The sequence below is a fragment of the Novosphingobium sp. genome, assembly GCF_039595395.1.
Classification (GTDB): domain Bacteria; phylum Pseudomonadota; class Alphaproteobacteria; order Sphingomonadales; family Sphingomonadaceae; genus Novosphingobium.
The window spans coordinates 370,822-388,643 of record NZ_JBCNLP010000006.1 but is presented as its reverse complement, the minus strand read 5'-3'; the positions used below and the strand labels follow the sequence as shown (position 1 = coordinate 388,643).

Here is a 17,822-nt window from a genome sequence, read left to right as displayed (position 1 = left end):
AACACTCCTGCTTCAGGCCTGAACGGGGCGAGTGGCGTTCTTCTGGGCCAGCAGCACCAGCTCGGCGGCCAGCAGCGCGCCTTCCTGATCCTGCGCCACGCTGGTCCGCTCGACGATATCGGCAATGAATTGCGGGCCGAAGGGCAGCGGCACCTTGCTGCAATCCATATGGCGCACGCCCTTGCCATCGGCGATGAACAGATGGTCGCCGCCCGGACGCCCCATGATATCGACGTATTTGCGCAGCTCGATATAACCCTGCGTGCCCAGCAGAAAGAGCCGCCCGTCGCCCCATGTCGGCAAGCCGTCGGGCGTGAACCAGTCGACGCGGATATAGCCGCTGCCCCCATCGCCGCTGACCATCATATCGCCGAAATCCTCGAAGGCGGGATGGTCGTGATGCGCCAGATTGCCCGTCTGAGAGGCCACGACATGGGCCCTGGTGGTGCCGGTGTAATAGACGAACTGATCGGCCTGATGGCTGCCGATGTCGGTCAGGATGCCGCCATAGCGGGCCTTGTCCCAGAACCAGTCGGGGCGGGTGGGCGCGCTGATGCGATGCGGCGCGAGGTTGACCGTCTGCACCACCTTGCCGATGGCGCCCTGCTTCACCAGCTCGCCCGCCATGACGGCGGCGCGCACCTCCAGCCGCTCGGAATAGAGGATGGCGAATTTGCGCCCGGTCTCCTTGATCGCGGCGCGCACCTGCGCCAGTTGATCGAGCGTGGTGATGGCCGGCTTGTCACCCAGAAAATCCTTGCCCGCCCGCATCGCGCGGATGCCCAGCGGCGCGCGCAGATCAGGAATGGGCGCGCCCGCCACCAGCTTGATCGCCTTGTCCTCCAGAATCTCGGCCTCGCTGCGGGCCAGCTTCACCGCGCCATAGCGCTTGCGGAAGGTGGCGATCTGCGCCGGATCCGTGGCATAAAAGGCGGACAGGATCCCGCCGCCCCGGATCACCGCATCGGTGATGGCATAGATATGCGCATGGTCCAGCCCGATCACCGCAAAGGGAAGGCGATAGCGGGCGGTGGGATCGGGCATGGTCGGGGCCGCGACCTGAGACACGGCATTGCCCTGCGACATCGACTGGGCAAAGGCCTCGCTGGCCAGACCCGCGGCAAGACCGGCCCCGAGCAGGCCGCGACGATCGATCGCATTCATCGCAAATCTCCCGAATGTCAGTGATTGGGTGTGGTGGCGCTCTTCCAGTTGATCACGTGATATTGCGCGGGCTCCGTGCCGATGTTGCGCAGCGCATGCTCCGAATTGGCGGCGTTGAAGATGATCGAGCCGGGCCCCAGCCGTTTCCACTGGCCGCCCGACAGGGTCTCGACCGTGCCGCGATCGATGATCACCAGCTCCTCATTGGGATGGTGATGCGGCGGATGCGAGGCCACGCCCGGATTGAGCGTGGTGACATGCATCTCCAGCTCCTCCAGCGTGGCGGTGGGCTGCTGCACGATCGAGCGCACCTCGCCGGTTTCGGTTCTGGTGACCTTCATCGCGTTCCAGTCGAACACCGCCGGGCCCAGCACCGCCGGGCGCCCCTGAGCCATGGCCATGGCCGCACAACACACCATTGCCGTCGTGGCGACGAGCACAGCGTCTCTGGCTTTCAGCCGCATCCTTTTTCTCCCGCGCCCGGCCCCCTTTTGGGTGACTCCGTTGTGGTAGCGCTCTCACGAAGAGGTGTAGGTTTGATGACAGGACTTCGTCAACCGCCATTGATCATGTGAAGCCCGCGCCGTCAACGATGGCTCTTGAGGCATGGCTTGCACTCCGCTTCCCCGCCGCGATAGACAGGCACAGGAAATGGGGATTCACGATGTCAGATAAAAAATCCAATCGTCGGCACTCCGGGCGTCCGACGGTCAGCGACGTCGCCCGTTTTGCGCAATGCTCCCCCATGACGGTCAGCCGCGTCATCAACGGCCACCCCAGCGTGCGCGCCGAAGCGCGCGAGGCGGTGGAAGCCGCGATCAAGGCGCTGAATTACGCCCCCAACCGCGCGGCGCGCAGCCTGGCAGGCGCCGGGCAGATCCGTATCGCCCTGCTCTACACCAACCCCTCGGCGGCCTATCTGAGCGCGCTGCTGCTGGGCTGCCTCGACGAGGCGAGCCGCGCCGATGTCCATCTGGTGGTCGAACGCTGCGCCTTTGGCGAGGATGAGGAGAAAGCCGTCAAGCGGCAGATGGCGGGCGGGATCGACGGCTTCCTGCTGCCGCCGCCGCTCTGCGACGAAACCTCGCTGCTCGACCTGCTGCACGGGCTGAAGGCCCCCGCCGTGCAGATCGGGCCGGGCGAGGCCGACCCGCATCACGATGCCGTGATGATCGACGATTATCAGGCCGCCCATGACATGACGCGCCAGATCATCGCGCTGGGGCATCGCCGCATCGGCTTTATCATCGGCAATCCGCATCAGTCCGCCAGCGCCCTGCGCCTGTCCGGCTTTCGCGATGCCATGGCGGCGGCCAAGCTTGCCGTGGACGAAACGCTGATCCAGCAAGGCGATTTCACCTATCGCTCGGGCTTTGACGGTGCCTCCGCCCTGCTGGAGCTGGCCAGCCCGCCCACCGCCATCTTCGCCTCCAACGACGATATGGCGGCCGGCTGCGTGGCCGCCGCCCAGCGCCGCCATCTGGAGGTGCCGCGCGACCTGACCGTCTGCGGTTTCGACGATACGGCGATCGCCACCAAGATCTGGCCGGAGCTGACCACCGTGCGCCAGCCCATCCACGCCATGGCCTGCACCGCGCTGAACCTGCTGGTCGAGCGGATCAGGGCCCAGCGCGGCAGCCTTGCGCCCGCCGTCCAGCGCAAGGTGCTGGATTATGAACTGGTGAAGCGCGATTCCGATAGGAAGCTTTGACAGAAGGGGAGACGTGCCTCCGGCGGGCAAAGGGCCATCGCCCTTTGCGATCCCTTTATTGTCTGCGTTGCGCATCGGGTTCGGCCACAGAGCAACGTCGCCGCGCCGCAGGCAGAAAGCTTGTTGCCAGCGGCGCGGAGAGGCCAGTTTCTTATGAAAGGGATCGCAAAGGGCGATGGCCCTTTGCCCGCCGGAGGCGAAACTTCTTCCCCCTAACGATCCCCAATCGCCATCTCAAACCCCGGCACCGGCAGGTCGCGCCCGTCATAGAGATTGACCCGCGGACTGTCCGCCCAGGCATAGCGCACCACCTCCGCGCCGCGCCCATCGGCAATCACCACGCCGTCGCCATCGACTTTGGCCTCGACCAGACGGCAATCGCGGCCTTCATGCCCGCATAGCTCGAAGCCGATCGGCCCGACGCCGCTCCAGGCCTGAAGGCCGCCCTCCACGCCGCTGAAGCGCAGGCGGATAGCATCCCCTTCGCGCCGCGCCGAAAGCGGCATCGGCATGGGCACGCCCCGTGCCGACAGCGCCAAGCGGGTTCCCAGCGTTTCCTTGTTGGCCGGATGGATATCGCTGCTCTCGCCAAGGTCGATGGCGCTGACCAGAGCCGTGCCCGGCGCCTGCGCCGCCACGAACCGCTGGTCATCGCGCAGCCGCGCCGTGTTGGAGGCCACCGCCCCCTTCTGCACCGGGCCATAATTGGCCAATTGCACCACCAGCACCCGCAGATCGGCACCGAACTGCCCGCGCCAGCCATCAATCAGCGCGGAAAGGCGCTGGCGGTAGCCGGGCGTATCGACATCGCTCTCGCCCTGATACCAGGCGACGCCTTTCAGCGCCAAAGAGCCCAGCGGCGCGATCATGCGGTTGTGCATCACCCCGATCCCGCCATTGGCATCCCAGGGCGCGCGGGGCGGATAGGTCTTCGCGCCCGAAATGCTGAAGCGCCAGCCCTCGGCCAGCGGCAGCGAGGCACCGCCCTTGATCGCCAGTTGCAGCACCTCGGGCTTGCTCTGGAAGCCGCCGTCGGCATAGCTGTTGGTCACGGCGACCATGATCTCGTTCACGCCGGCATGCAGATAGGCCGGCGGTACGGCGTATTCCCGCTCATAATCCCAGCCGAAGCTGTTGCCCACCGGACGGCCGTTGACGAAGGTCATATCCATATCGTCGAGCACGCCCAGCTTGAGCACGGCCCCGGCGGTGGCCTGCGCCTGCGTCAGCGTGATCTGGCGGCGCAGCCAGATGGTGCCGGTCGCCTTGGTGGCCAGGGGCGTACCCTCCCACGCCAGCCAACCGGCGATTTTCGGCACGGCGCTCCATGACAGGCTGTCCGGCTTCAGCCATGGCTCGGTGCCTTGGGTGGTGCCGCGATACCATTGCTCCCAGCGCGGCGCGAAGCGGGTGACGGCATCGAGAGGATCGCGGCCAAAGGCCTCCAGCATGGCCATGTCAGCCGCGCCATAGAGCGCCAGCCCGGATTTGGGACTCAGCCAGGCGCGGGCCTGCGATCCGCCCCAGCTCGAATGGATCGCGCCGATCGGCACATGCAGCGCCTTGCGCAGATCGCGGGCCATAAAATAGCAGGCCGCCGAAAAATCGCTGGCCGATTGCGGGCTGCTTGCCGCCCAGCCCACCGGGCCGCCAAAGCTGGTCTGCGGCTGCATGGCCGTCTTTTTGGGCACGGTCAGCAAACGCAGGCCGCCATCACCTGCTCCGGCCACCTCACCGGGGCCGTTCAGGGCGCGGGCGACCGGATATTCCATGTTCGATTGCCCCGAACAAAGCCACACATCGCCCACCAGCAGATCGCTGGCCTGCACTCTGTCAGCGCCGGACGAGACCGTCAGCGTCACCCCGGCATCGCTGGCCGGGCGCGCGGGAAAGCGCAGGGCGAAATGGCCGGAGGCATCGCTGGCGGCGGTGGCATGCGCGTCCCCCAGATCACCCGAGACGGCACGCCTGGGCGCGGTCCAGCCCTCGACCAGGATGGGGCGGTCGCGCTGGATCACCCCGTGATCGCCCCAGACAGGCGCCAGCGTCAAAGACGCGGGGGCCTGTGCCTGCACCGGCGCGGCCGTCAGCATCAAAACAGCCATCAACGCAGCATAACGCATCCGATATCCTCCCCCACCCATTGCCTTTATGCGCCGATCTTATCGCGGCTTCATGGGATCGATGGTCTGGATCGTCCCGTCCGGGTTGAAGGTCAGTTGGGTGACCTTCACATTGCGCAGATGGTTGTGGTTCGAAAGCTGCGTGTCAGCATAGAACAGCCACCATGCCCCATGCCATTCGATGATCGAATGATGGGTCGTCCAGCCCTGCACCGGCTTGAGGATATGGCCCTTGTAATGGAAGGGGCCATAAGGATTGTCGCCAATGGCGTAATTGACGAAATGCGTGTCGCCGGTCGAATAGGTGTAGTAATATTTCCCATCCTTGCGGAACATCCATGAGGCTTCGAAGAAGCGCTTCTCATGGTCTCCGCCCAGCACCGGCTTGCCGTTTTCATCGAGGATGACCGCATCGCGCGGCTTTTCCGCGAAGCTCTTCATGTCGGCGCCCATCCGCACGACCTTGCCCGAGAGCGCGGGCGCATCATCGCGCATCAGATCGGTATTCGAACCGTTGGGGTCGAAACGACCGGTCGCCCAGCGCTGCAACTGGCCGCCCCAGATGCCGCCGAAATACATGTAGCTCTTGCCGTCCGCATCGGTGAAGACTGCCGGGTCCATCGAGAAACTGCCCGCAATGGGCGTCCTTTCGGCCTTGAACGGGCCGGTCGGGCTTTTGGAGGTCGCCACGCCGATGCGGAAGGTGCCCAGCCCCTCCTTGTCGCGGGCTTTGTCGCGCGCCGGAAAATAGAGGTAATAGAGGCCCTTGTGATAGGCCGCATCGGGCGCCCACATCTGCTTGGAGGCCCAGGGCACATCCTTCACATCCAGCGCCACGCCGCCCACCTTCACCGGCCCGCCGATGCGGTCCATGCTGAGCACGCGATAGTCGCGCATGGCATATTCATTGCCCAGATCGTCGTCGGGAATGTTCGTGGGCACGTCATGCGAAGGATAGACATAGATCTTGCCGCCGAACACATGGGCCGAGGGGTCAGCGGTGTAGATGCTTTTGACGAGCGGCTGATCGCGAAAAGCACTGGCCGGTGCGGCGGGATCGCCAAAAGCCACGGTGCCATGCATCAGACCCACCACGACAGCCCCGCACAGGGCAACGGTCTTCCCTCTCATCTTCAACATCCTCGCTTGCGCCATTCTTATGACCTTCGAGCGATGATAGCGCTACCTCTCAGGGGCGGCAATCCCTAATCGGGAGCAGCTGCCGCCATCCTGTGTTTTTCACAGATGCATGGGGCCCGACGTGCCCATGGCAGGCGAAATGGCGCAGGCTCCCGCCTAGCCATCCCGCGCAGGACGATACGCCATGTCCGTTTCATCCCACCGATCGTCGCATTACCTTGCGGAATCGAAGGAGAGTGTTCCGCCATGCACCAGCGCCGCATGGTCGATCCGGCGATCCGGCAGCGCGCGCCCATCAAGCGTCAGTCTGCCTGCGCGCTCGCCGGTGCCGTGGCGCAGAATGGTGAAGGTGTGGCCCTCCACGCTCAGGCTGGCGCGGCGCACGCCCGGCAAGGTTGCAACGTACCAGGGTTCCCCCGGCACCACGGGATAGAGGCCCAGCGAGGCCCAGACATACCAGGCCGACATCGCGCCGCCATCATCGTCCATCCCATCGGCAAAGCCGGGCGAGAGCGAGAAGCTGTTCTGGATGAAGGGTTTCGCCAACTTGGCCTGATTGTCGTACCAATGTTCATAAGGCCCGTCGCGCAGAGCAGCGACAAGGGCATCGGCGCGCTCCGGCTGCCCGGCCAGCGCAAAGAGGAAGGGCGCCTGAATGTCGGGCTCATTGGTCATGTTGAACAGCTTGCGGTCGAAGAAGGTGCCGAGTTGCTGCGCAAAACGCTCACGGCCCAGCGCGGTGTCGCGCAGCCAGGGCAGATCGAAGACCGGCGCCCAGCGATATTGCCACAAGGTGCCCTGATAGAGCCCCCGCGCCTTCACCGTATCGGCATCGCTGCCCAGCGGTTCGAAGACCTTTTGCCACAAGGGGCGATAGGCCTGCCAGCGCTGGGTGAAACGCTCCGCCAAGGCGTTTTGCCCCAGATCATGGGCAAGCTGGGCGATCGCCCATTCGTCATAGGCCAGTTCCAGCCGCTGATCGGGCGTGGCACTGGGCAGTTCATCGGCCTCGCGCGCCATGGGCGGCAGCGCTGTGGCGAGATCGGCGGGCGCCAACCCCTTGCGCGCCAGATCGAGCAGCGCGATCCCGGCATGCTCGGTGCGGACCGAGAGGAATGGCTCGGCATCGCCCGCCCATTGCGCCTTGCGGCTGGTGAAAAGGCCCACCAGCGAGGCGGCCATATCGCGCGCCACCTCGGGCGCCACCAGCGCGACCAGCGGCACCTGTGTGCGATAATTGTCCCACAACGACCAGCCGCCATAGCGATGATGGCCGGCCGGCGCCTGATGCAGCGCCCCGTCCGGCGTGCGGAAGCGCCCTTGCGCATCGTCGAGGCGCGCGGGCATCTGCAGCACGCGGAACAGGCAGGTGTAGAACAGGCGACGCTTGTCATCCGCATCGTCAATGCCCACCCGCGTGAGGATCGCATCCCAATCGCGCCTTGTGCGGGCCATCAGCGTGGCGATATCGGCGGTGCCCAATTCTCGCTGAAGCACATCATGCGCCGAGGCATCATCCACCGTGGAGAGCGCCACGCGCAGCTCGAGTGCATCGCCACCACGAACCGGTATGCTAAGCGCCAGCACACCCGCGGCATCGGGACTGGCCTGCGCCTTCAGAGGCTGACCGTTCAGCGTCAGCGTCGCCGCGACATGGAGGTGATAGATGCCCTGCCCGCAGACCGTGCGGTTGTCGATGCCCAGCCGCAGATCGCCCGGCGCCGTCGAGGACCAGCTCTGCCCGACATGTTTGGCGTAACTATGCGTGGGGTCGAACACGATACGCAGCAGCCCCGCGCGCGGCAAGGCAAAATGGCTGATCGACACCGATTGCCCCGCAGCCAGCGTGGCGGCGATCCCGCTTGCGCCATAGCGAACCTTGTACCAGCCCGCGCCCGCCTGCTGCGAGCCCTTGGCAATGGCCGATGGACCGGGCTCGTCCGCATAGGCGACCGAGGCGAGCAGATCGCCGCCGCCTCCGCCGCAGCCGACACCCTGCGCCCGCGTCTGTGAAAAGCCGAGCAGCACCGGCGCATCGCGATCATAACCGATGTGGTTGGCTGGCGTGGTGTCCGGCGCAAGCTGCACCATGCCGAAAGGCGCCGCCGCCGCCGGAGACAATTGCCCGCGATCCCCGCTCGTCCCCATAAAGGGATCGACCAGATCGACAGGCTGTTGTGTCCGCGCCGTCGCAGGCGACGCAGCCCAAAGCAAGCCGCAGCCCAGCAGCAGGGTCCGCATCCGGATGGCGCGCTTTGGTGGTCTCATCGCACTTGGCTCCTCTCGACCGGAACGGTGGTGCAGGAAACGATGCCGGTCAATGACTTGTACGCGATCGGCGGAAAGCCGCACACCGCTCAAAGATGCAAATCGCCCGCATAGCCGGTCAGTTCGAGATAGCCGCGCCCACCCGGCACGGTGACGGCGCCCTCCCAATAGACCGGACTGCCCGCAGGCCGCCCATCCAGCTCCTGATCGTCGAACAGCGGCACCATCGGCCATTCGCGCACCCCGCCGGGCAGGCTCACCCGCAACACCGGATCGACCGGATAGAGCCCCCCCGTGCGCACGGAGCGCCAGCGTCGCCTGACCGTGAAAGCGATATCCTGCGGCCTCAGCACGACAACACCGCCCTGAGGCGCGCGATAGGTGCCGCCCGCCCATAGCGCGCTGCCATCCTTGCGGCGGATGCGGAACGCCATCAGCGCCCCGCCATCCGCAAAGTTGAGCCCTGTCCAGTCCCACCCCACCGCGCCCTCGGGCAGATAGCTCGACGACCATTCGCGGTCGAGCCAGGCTTCGCCGCTGGCTTTCCGCACCTGCCCCTGCTCGGTCACGGTTCCGCTCACCGCCAGATGGGGCATGCTGTAGTAATGGCTGGCCGAGCTTGCCTCGGGTCCCTTGCGGCTGAAACCATGGTCGCCTTGCAACAGGATGGGCTGGCCGGGGCTGAAGGCCAGATCCAGCGCAAAGCCCTGCCCCGCGACATGGGCGACAAAACGTCCATCCGGCAGGCGGCGCAGATGCCAGTCATCCAGCACGACATCGGCATCGCTGCGGGAGGCCCGAGCCAGCCCCAGCCCCTCACGGGCGATGCGTTCGCCATGCAGCAGATGGCCCAGGGCAGGGTCCGAAAGCGCCGCGTGGGCCAGCAGGATCTGGCGCGGGGCAAAAGCGCTGCGGCTGTGCGCGGAGAGCCCGGTGGCCGAACGAAAGAAGGTGATCTGGAAGCCGCGATGCCGCCCACCGGGCTCATCAAGCCAGCCGGTCAGATACCACCATTCGCTGCGATAGGCAGGATGCGCGCCATGATCGCGCGGAAAGCTCAGGACCACCCCCGGCCTCACCGGCGCAAAGCGCCGGTCCGCGGGCACCGCCGCGATCAGGGCGAGCATCACCAGCGCCGCGATCACACGCCGCATCACCAATCCTCCCTCACCGCCCGCACCGCATCGGCGGAGAGGGCGCGGCGCCCGGCAATCATCGCCGTGAGCGAGGAGGCCGCAACCAGCGCCAGCGCGACACCGGCCAGCACCGCGAAAGGCAGGCGCGTGTCCATCGTCCAGTTGAAGGATTGCGGATTGACCACCTGGATCAACACCTGCGCCAGCACGCAGCCCAGCGCCACCCCCGCCACGCCGCCGACCAGCCCGAGCAGAGCGCCCTCCATCCCCAGCATCGCCACGATCTGCCGCCGCGTGACACCCAGATGGCGCAGCATGCCGAACTCGCGGCTGCGCGCGATGGTCTGTGCCGAGGTCGTGGCGGCCACACCCGCCAGCCCGACCAGCACCGCGATGACCTCCAGCCCATAGGTGATCGCGAAACTGCGGTCGAAAATCGCGAGCGCCCGCGTCTTGAGCGCGCGGGTCGGCACGATCTCCAGCTCTTGCACCATGGCGGGGGGCAGGGCCTCTCGCAGCCTCTGCATGACGGCGGCGGGATCAGCGCCCGGTGCCAGGCGGATAGCAGCCTCGCCGCGCGCGGTGTCCTGCGTCAGTCTGGTGTAGGCTCCGCCCTCCAGCGCGATGGCGCCGTCCTGCCGCCCGTAATCGCGATAGATGCCGGTGACGAAAGCGCGAGGAGGATGCGCGCCGATCGGCAGGGAAAATTCGTCCCCCCGCGCCAGATGATAAAGCCGCGCGGCAGGTTCCGACAGGCGCACGCCCAGCCTTCCGGGTGGCGGGGTTTTCGGCGCAGCGAATGTTGCAGGCTGGGCCGCCTCCCCATCGCGCACCACCAGAACCACCGGCGGGCGTTCGGGTGCGAGAATGATGCGATGCTGCGCCCCGAAGGTGATCGCCGCCACGCCCGGCAGATGCGTGAGGGTGCCCTGCGTGTCACGGTCGAAGGGCGCATCACCCTGTGCGGTAACATAGATGTCGGCGGTCAGGATCGCATCGAGCCATGTCTCGACCGAGAAGCGAAAGCTGGAGACCATCACCGCCATGGCGATCATCAACCCCACGCTGGCCACGATGCCCGACAGCGCCACTGCCGCCTGACTGGGCGCGCCCCACAGCCGCGCAAGGGCCAGTTGCACCGCAGGCGTTGCAAATTGCCGTCTGGCCAGCGGCGCCAGCAGGACACGGGCCAGCCAGGGCATGGCCATGATCCCCGCCGTCAGCAACAAGGCCATCGCGCCATAGCCGAACAGCGCGATGCCTCCCACGGCGGGCAACAGGGCGCAGCCCCCTCCCGCCAGCGCGAGCAGCAGCGCGGGCAGCACGCGCGGCCTGTGTCCCGGATCGACCGCATCGCCCGAATTGCGCAGTGTCACCGCCGGAGCGATCCGCGAGACGTGCCATGCCGGCACCAGACTGCCGATCAGCGCCGCCGCCAGCCCCAGCAGCGAGAACGCCGCCGCCGCGCCGAAGGAGACATGCACGACCGGCGTGCCCTCGCCCGAAAAATAGGCTCCGCCCAGATCGCCGCCCACCAGATGCAGCACGCCCATGGCGATCAGCAGCCCCAGCACAAGGCCAAGCGCCGCGCCGATGCCGCCCAGCAACAGCCCCTCGGCCACCAACTGCCCCAGCAGCAGGCGCCGCGATGCGCCCAGCACCCGCAGCAGCGCGAAATGCGACCGACGCCGCGCAATCGACAAAGCCTGCGCCGAATAGACCAGAAACCCGCCGGTCAGCAGCGCCACCAGCGCCAGCATATCGAGATTGACCCGATAGGCGCGCGACAGGGCATCGGTGCGGCTCGCATCGTCCTGAGCATCAGTCAGCACGGCATCGCCCGGCAGCATGGAGGCGATGGCAGCCCGAACCCGCGCGGCATCGGCGCCCGGCGCCAGCCTGAGGTCGATCCGGTCGAGCCGCCCCACCCTGCCGAACCGGTCCTGAGCGGCGGCGATGTCGATCACCGCCAGCGCCCGCCCGCTCACCGCGGGCAGCACACCGGCAAGGCGAAAGCGCTCGCTGTGTCCGTGAGAGACCAGCAGCACGCTTTGTCCCACCCTTCGCGCGGTCGACCAGTCTTTCGGCAGAAACACCGAATCCGGCGCGAAGACCGCGCTTTCATCGCCCTTGGCCGGAAGCGGCAGCAGGCCCGGCGTCACCGCCCCCGCGCGCAACACATCAAGCCCCAGCACATCCAGCGCGCGGCCATCCAAACGGGCATGCACCATCACGACGGGACTCGCCCCGGCGATCCCCGGCAGACGGGCGAGGCGCGGGTAAAGCGCCTCGTCGAAGCCTTGCGCTCCGGCGGCCTGCACCCGCAGATCGGCGCCGCCGTTCACCACCGCCAGCCCCCGCGCAAAGCGATCCAGCGCCGAGGCATTGACCAGATGCACCGCAAAACCCAGCGCCACCCCGATGGCAATCGCCATGATCGCTGTGGCGATCCGCAGGGGATGCGCGCGCCATTCCCCCACCATCATCCAGCGCGGGATGACGGTCGCCCGCAAGGCGGGCAGGCCCTTCATCCCGCCACCAGACCGGCGGCGGTCAGGCGCAGGATGCGGTCTGCCGAAGCCGCCGCCACATCCGAATGGGTGACCAACAGCGCACCCGCCCCCGCCTCGCGCAGTTGTGCCACCAGCAGCGCGAGCACGCGGGCGGCGGTCTCGGGGTCGAGGTTGCCGGTGGGCTCATCGGCCAGAATCAGCGCGGGGCAGTGGACCAGCGCACGGGCGATGGCCACGCGCTGCAGCTCTCCACCTGACAGTGCCGCGGGATAATCGCCCGCGCGCCCCTCCAGCCCGACCGAGGCCAGTAGCTGCGTGGCGCTGGCCATGCTCCGGGCGGGGTCGGCGCGCAGCAGCGCCAGCGGCAAGGCGACATTCTGCCCGAGCGTGAGATGCGGCAGGATGTGAAAGGCCTGAAAGACAAAGCCGATGGACCGGCTGCGCAGCGCCGCGCGTGCATCCTCATCCAGCGCGCCAAGCTCGGTGCCTTGCAGCAGCACCTGACCCTCGTCAGCCGTATCGAGCCCGGCGGCCAGATTGAGCAGGGTGGATTTGCCGACGCCCGATTCCCCCATGATCGCCACCACCTCGCCGGGCGAGACCTGCAGCGATAAGCCATCGAACAGCACCCGCCCATTGGGCAGGGTCTTGCGCAAGGCGGTGAGCGAAAGGAGGGGCTGGTCCGTCACGGTTTTAGATAAAACACTGTTCCGCCTTTTGTGTCAGCCTTTTTGCGCGAAACGAAGATCCCTCAACAGCTGTTGGTGGTTTGACGACAGGCGGTTATGACCACACCATCGCGTTCGCTGATGGAGCAAGCCCTATGCATCCCCAATCCGAAACACCGCGCAAGCGGGCGGAACAGCTTCCCGTCAGCCGGCGCATGCTGGGCCGCTTTGCACTCGGCGCCTCGCTGGCCTCGCTCGCGCCATTTCCCGCGATCGGCGCGGTTTCCGCTGCCCCGCGCTTCTCGGTGATGGGCTGGGCGCTGCGCGGCGTTCCCTTTGAGCGCCAGCTCGATGTCATCAGCCGGGCGGGCTATCAGGGGATCGAGCTGACCAATGAGTTCCGCAACTGGTCGAAGGCCGAGCTGAACGATGCCGCCTCGCGGATCAGGAGCCATGGGCTGGTCGTCGACGCCATGGCGGGGGTGCGCACCGGCTTTGCCCGGCTTGGAGACACCGCGCAGTTTCTGAGCGAACTGTCACAGGTGATCGACAGCGCGGGCCTCCTGGGCTGCAAGCGGATCATCCTTGTTTCGGGGGCTGCCCCGACCGACATGGCTCCGGCCCAGCAGCAGGCCGGTGTGGCCGACGCCCTGCGCAAGGCCGCCGACCTTGCCGGAGCCGCCTCGATCGAACTGCTGATCGAGCCGATCGATCCTTTCGAAAACCGGACCGCCTTCCTCACCGGCGCGCGCCAGGCGAAGGAGATTCTGGGGCAGGTGGGCAAGCCCAACGTCAAGATCCTCTACGATATTTTCCATGAGCAGCGCGCCTTTGGCAATGTGCTGGAAACGCTCGAACTGCTGATCAAGGATATCGCCCTGATCCATATCGCCGACTCCCCCCAGCGCGGCGCGCCCGGCACCGGAGAGCTCAATTTCGCGGCCATTTACAGAACTCTGGCCCGTCTGGGCTACAGTGACTGGATCGCCATGGAATTCTATCCCGATGGCGATCCGGTGGCACCGCTCGACGTGGCCCGGCATCAGGCGATCGAGGCTATGGCGCGTTAGGCCGGGGCGCGTCAGCGCTATCGCATGACAATGGTTTTCCCGACCGGGAACAGCGCCAGACCCGCCAGTTTGAAATGCTGTATCCCGAAGGGAATGCCGATGATCGTCAGGCAATTGGCGACGCCCCAGACCAGATGACCCACAGCCAGCCAGAAACCGCCGCACACAAACCAGACGATGTTCCCCAGCATGCCGAGCGCGCCGGTGCCCAGATCATCCACGCCCGTCAGGTCGCGGCGGCTGACCGCCTCACGCCCGAAAGGCAGGAAGGTCATCTGGCCGATCACGAAACAGGCCCTTGCCCAGGGCAGGCCGATGATGGTGATCGCCGCAATGGCTCCGAAGAACCACCAGCCCAGCCCCATCCAGAAACCATTGAGGATGAACCACAGGATATTGGCCAGGGTCCGCATCGGCATTCTCCTTCAAGCGGCGGGCAGGCTGACAGGAAAAGCTTGGGCTGTCACCCTGCCCGGCCATCGCGCCGCCCCATCAGAACCGGTATCTGGCGCTGATCAGGAAGCTGCGCGGATCGCCATAGACCCCGGTGCCATAGGACCCCAGCCCCGGCATATAGGTCTTGTCGAACAGATTGTTGAGGTTGGCCGAGAGCGACAGGCCATTGTCAAAGGCATAGCGCATCATCAGCCCCACCAGCGCATAGGCGGGCTGGTCGGCGCGGAAATAGGGGCTGCCCGATTGCTGGTAATAGGTGCCGCTCTGCCAGGACAGGCTGCCGCCCACCGTCAGCCGATGCAGCGCGGCGGGCAGGCGGTAGGATGTGCTCATTTTCAGCAGATGCTCGGGCTGGTTGGTGTTGACCGCGCTCAGGATCACATCGGGCTGGGGCGGCATCGTCGAGGTGCGATAGGTGTAGCCGCCATAGATGTTCCAGTCTTTGGTGATGTTGCCTGACAGTTCAAGCTCGACGCCCTTGCTGGTGATGCCGCTGACGGCGACATAGGATTCATCGCCCTGAGGGGTGAAGCCGCCATCGACCTGCGCGTAATTGTTCTGGCGGATGCGGAACAGCGCCAGGCTGACATTCAGCCGGTCCTCCAGCACCGTGCCCTTGATGCCCGCTTCCAGACTTTGCCCGGTCAGCGGCGCCAGCGGCGCACCATTGCTGTATTTGTAGTAGGTCTGCGGGCGGAAGATATCGGTGTAGCTGCCATAGAGCGACCATTGCGGCGTCACATCGTAAACCACGCCCGCATAGGGCGTGACCTTGCCCTTGATCGAGAGATCATCCGAGACGCTGACCGCCCCGTTGCCGACAGCACGGCTGCCGTCATAAAGGCTGTACCAGCTTACCCGCGCGCCGCCGATCACCGAAAGCCGGTCGGTCGGGCGCAGGCGGATGGCACCGGCAAGTCCCTTCTCATTGGTCCGCGTATCGCGGTCGGAGGTCTTGGTGAAGGCGGGCTGGGCGATCGTGCCGTCCCATGCGAAGTAATTGTCGATCGGCGTGAAGATCGAGCCATAGAGCTGCGAGGCGCGGGTCTGGCGTGAAAAGGTGCCGTTGAGCATCAGCTCATGCCGGTGCCCCAGCAGCTCGAACCCGCCGGTCAGCGCCAGATTGACGGCATTGGTCGTGGCCTGATTGGGGATATAGCCCGAGAGCATGCGGATGCCCCCGCCCGTCGCCTTGTCGATCTGGCCGAAATAGGCCGAACCGAACAGCGCGTCGCGCGTCTGGCGCAGATGGCTGGCCGAGAGGTCCAGCTTCCAGTCCTGCCCCCATTCATGCTTCAACTGGGCGAAGATGTTGGTGCTTTCATTGTTCCAATAGGCCCAGCGCGCGGCGGGGTTGAAGGAGCGGTCGAAATTGGTGCGCGTGCCGTCGCTGTAGAACAGGGGGATATGGCCGAAGCTCGATCCCCTGGCCCGCGTGGTCATGTAATCCACCCCTGCCGAGAGCGTGGTACGCGGCCCCAGATCGCCCTCCACGATGCCGTAGAAATTGCGCGTATCGCGGCTGTAATGGTTCACATAGGAGCCCGCGTTCTGCACGGCGGCCACCACGCGGGCACGGAGCTTGCCCCCGGCGGCCAGCGGTGCGGAGACATCCGCCACGCCGCGATAACGGTCCCATGACCCGCCCGACACTTCGGCCGAAGCCTGAAATTCGCGCGTCGGCCGCTTGCGCACCAGATTGAGCGTGGCCGAGGGATAGCCCGCCCCCGTCAGCAGGCCGGTGGCGCCCTTGACCACCTCAACGCGGTCATAGACCGCGCTGTCGGCCAGCGTAGTGGTGTATTGGCTGGCGGCATCGACGGTGTTGGGCACGCCGTCGAACTGGATGTTCTCCACCTCGAAACCGCGCGAATAGAAGGTGAAGCGCTCGCTGTCGTTGCGGCCCACCGTGATGCCTGGCACCCGATCGAGCACCTGCGGCAGGTCGGTCAGCGCCAGATCGTCGATCTGCTGGCGGGTGACGACGCTGATCGACTGCGGCGTCTCGCGGATCGTGAGGCCCATTTTGGTCGCCGTGGTGCTGGGGCGGACCATGGCATAGGAGCCGCTGCCCTCCGTCGCGGCGGGGTCGCTGGTCAGCGAGGCGGGAGTGGCACCTTCCCCCGCCACCTGCACCGCGCCCAGTTGCACGACATGGCCCGCGGCGGCGGGCGCGGGCTCCAGCGTGAAGGCATGCTCCCCGGTCTGGCGATAGGCCAGGCCCGTGCCCGCCAGCAGATGCGACAGCGCCTCGGCGGTGCCGAAATGGCCCGACACCGCGCTGGACTGGCGATTGCCCGACAAGTCGGCCGGATAGGTGATCTGGGCGCCGGTGGCGCGCATCAGGGCCCGGATCGCGGCGTCGAGCGGTTGGGCGGGAATGTCGATCCGCACGGCGGCGCCCTGAGCCATGGCGGCAATGGGCCATGTGCCCGCTGCGGTGCCGGCCAGCAGCAGCGCCGTCAGCAACAGGTGGCCGCGCGGTCTGGCGGTAAAAGTCGAAAAGCCCATCTCTGATCCCCGTCTGGCAACAGCCAAATCAATGCTGTTGAAAATCACTTGCAACAGTTAGACGGGTGGCTTCTCTCGATCTCACAAAACAAAATTGGATTTTTTCAGCGCAGGATCAAAAGCCTGTCCGACAGGCGGATCAGCGTGCCGCCGCTCAGCCGCGCCAGATCCGCCATGGCCGAGGCGGGATCACGCGTGTCATAACCGCCGCTGACCTTCACCGCCGCCAGCCGGGGATTGGCGAGGATGATCCAGCCGCGATGATAGCGCCGCAGATCCTGCACCACATCGCCCAGCCGGGCCTGCGAAAAGAACAGCCGATGGTCGAGCCAGGCAAAGGTGATATCGGCAGGCGCCGCGCGCACCGGCAGAAAGCCATCCACATAGCCTCCGATCTGGCCTGCCGCCAGATGCTGTTCCGGCCCGGTGCCGTCGGGGCGGAAGGCGACCTCGCCCTGCTCCACCGCGACATGGACGGTGTCGCCCGCCCGCTCGACCGAAAAGCGCGTGCCGACATCGCGCACCGTGATCCGCCCCGCCGCGACGCGGAAGGCGCGCCGGTCTTTGCCAACATCGAAAAAGGCGCGGCCATCGCGCAGCGCCATGCGGCGCTCGGTGGCGGTATAGGTCACATCGACCGCCGCGCTGCTGTCGAGCACCAGCCTTGTGCCATCGTCCAGCCGGGCGACCTCCTGCCCGCCAATGGCTGCGGTATGGTTTGCCGGCAGGCGCCACGGCAAGCCCGCCAGCCGCATCCCGCCCGCGCCGACCAGCACCAGCAAGGCCACCGAGGCGGCGATCCGCATCAGGGGCCAGCGTCGGGCAGGCGTTGGCTGCGCGGCCAGCGCCTCGGCAAAAGCAGGCGCCCCCCAGACCGCCTGCACGCGGGCATAGGCTGCCGCATGCGCCGGATTGCTGTCACGCCACGCCGCAAAGGCCGGGTCGCCCGCCCCCTGCCCGGCCTGATGGCGCAGGAACCAGTCCAGCGCCTCGCTCTCGGCCTGTTGCTGGGTCATGGCGCGGTCGTCTTGCACAGCGGCTCCGTCTGGTCCTGATCGTATG

Annotated in this window: 13 protein-coding genes; 2 read left to right on the top strand and 11 right to left on the bottom strand. The window is 66.5% G+C overall.

Annotation, left to right across the window (positions count from 1 at the left end; translation table 11 throughout):
* Positions 1 to 12: 12 nt before the first annotated feature.
* Together ABDW49_RS21860 and ABDW49_RS21855 are read right to left on the bottom strand one after the other, a co-directional pair.
* Positions 13 to 1,164 carry a Gfo/Idh/MocA family oxidoreductase gene (locus ABDW49_RS21860; RefSeq protein ID WP_343615215.1) on the bottom strand — a complete coding sequence of 384 codons (1,152 nt, stop codon included), beginning with the start codon at positions 1,162 to 1,164 and terminating at the stop codon, positions 13 to 15.
* Positions 1,165 to 1,181: 17 nt separating this feature from the next.
* Positions 1,182 to 1,628 (bottom strand): cupin domain-containing protein, encoded by a 447-nt coding sequence (locus ABDW49_RS21855; RefSeq protein WP_343615214.1) that lies wholly within the window; start codon positions 1,626 to 1,628, stop codon positions 1,182 to 1,184.
* Positions 1,629 to 1,828: 200 nt separating this feature from the next.
* On the opposite strand from ABDW49_RS21855, the gene ABDW49_RS21850 reads away from it, so the two are divergent.
* On the top strand, positions 1,829 to 2,875 hold the full coding sequence (locus ABDW49_RS21850) for a LacI family DNA-binding transcriptional regulator (RefSeq protein WP_343615213.1): 1,047 nt from the start codon (positions 1,829 to 1,831) through the stop codon (positions 2,873 to 2,875).
* A 212-nt stretch (positions 2,876 to 3,087) separates the two neighbouring features.
* On the opposite strand, the gene ABDW49_RS21845 is transcribed toward ABDW49_RS21850, so the two are convergent.
* From ABDW49_RS21845 to ABDW49_RS21820, 6 genes are all read right to left on the bottom strand, one after another.
* The gene (locus tag ABDW49_RS21845) at positions 3,088 to 4,980 is read right to left on the bottom strand and encodes a sialate O-acetylesterase (RefSeq protein WP_343615212.1); all 1,893 of its coding nucleotides are present in this window, start codon (positions 4,978 to 4,980) and stop codon (positions 3,088 to 3,090) included.
* 57 nt (positions 4,981 to 5,037) lie between these two features.
* Positions 5,038 to 6,081 carry a glycoside hydrolase family 43 protein gene (locus ABDW49_RS21840; protein ID WP_343617353.1) on the bottom strand — a complete coding sequence of 348 codons (1,044 nt, stop codon included), beginning with the start codon at positions 6,079 to 6,081 and terminating at the stop codon, positions 5,038 to 5,040.
* Positions 6,082 to 6,351: 270 nt separating this feature from the next.
* Entirely contained in the window at positions 6,352 to 8,406 is a 2,055-nt protein-coding gene (locus ABDW49_RS21835) for a glycoside hydrolase domain-containing protein (RefSeq protein WP_343615210.1), read from the bottom strand.
* 89 nt (positions 8,407 to 8,495) lie between these two features.
* On the bottom strand, positions 8,496 to 9,560 hold the full coding sequence (locus ABDW49_RS21830) for a carotenoid 1,2-hydratase (RefSeq protein WP_343615208.1): 1,065 nt from the start codon (positions 9,558 to 9,560) through the stop codon (positions 8,496 to 8,498).
* On the bottom strand, positions 9,560 to 12,073 hold the full coding sequence (locus ABDW49_RS21825; RefSeq protein WP_343615207.1) for an FtsX-like permease family protein: 2,514 nt from the start codon (positions 12,071 to 12,073) through the stop codon (positions 9,560 to 9,562). Before ABDW49_RS21825 ends, ABDW49_RS21830 begins: the two co-directional genes overlap by 1 nt.
* Positions 12,070 to 12,744, bottom strand: a complete 675-nt coding sequence (locus ABDW49_RS21820; protein WP_343615205.1) for an ABC transporter ATP-binding protein — start codon at positions 12,742 to 12,744, stop codon at positions 12,070 to 12,072. Before ABDW49_RS21820 ends, ABDW49_RS21825 begins: the two co-directional genes overlap by 4 nt.
* A 134-nt stretch (positions 12,745 to 12,878) precedes the next feature.
* On the opposite strand from ABDW49_RS21820, the gene ABDW49_RS21815 reads away from it, so the two are divergent.
* Entirely contained in the window at positions 12,879 to 13,793 is a 915-nt protein-coding gene (locus tag ABDW49_RS21815; protein ID WP_343615203.1) for a TIM barrel protein, read from the top strand.
* 17 nt (positions 13,794 to 13,810) lie between these two features.
* On the opposite strand, the gene ABDW49_RS21810 is transcribed toward ABDW49_RS21815, so the two are convergent.
* The 3 genes from ABDW49_RS21810 to ABDW49_RS21800 form a co-directional block, all read right to left on the bottom strand.
* Positions 13,811 to 14,206, bottom strand: a complete 396-nt coding sequence (locus ABDW49_RS21810; RefSeq protein ID WP_343615201.1) for a YccF domain-containing protein — start codon at positions 14,204 to 14,206, stop codon at positions 13,811 to 13,813.
* A gap of 79 nt (positions 14,207 to 14,285) precedes the next feature.
* The gene (locus ABDW49_RS21805; protein ID WP_343615199.1) at positions 14,286 to 16,760 is read right to left on the bottom strand and encodes a TonB-dependent siderophore receptor; all 2,475 of its coding nucleotides are present in this window, start codon (positions 16,758 to 16,760) and stop codon (positions 14,286 to 14,288) included.
* Positions 16,761 to 16,864: 104 nt separating this feature from the next.
* On the bottom strand, positions 16,865 to 17,776 hold the full coding sequence (locus ABDW49_RS21800) for a FecR domain-containing protein (protein WP_343615198.1): 912 nt from the start codon (positions 17,774 to 17,776) through the stop codon (positions 16,865 to 16,867).
* Positions 17,777 to 17,822 lie beyond the last annotated feature (46 nt).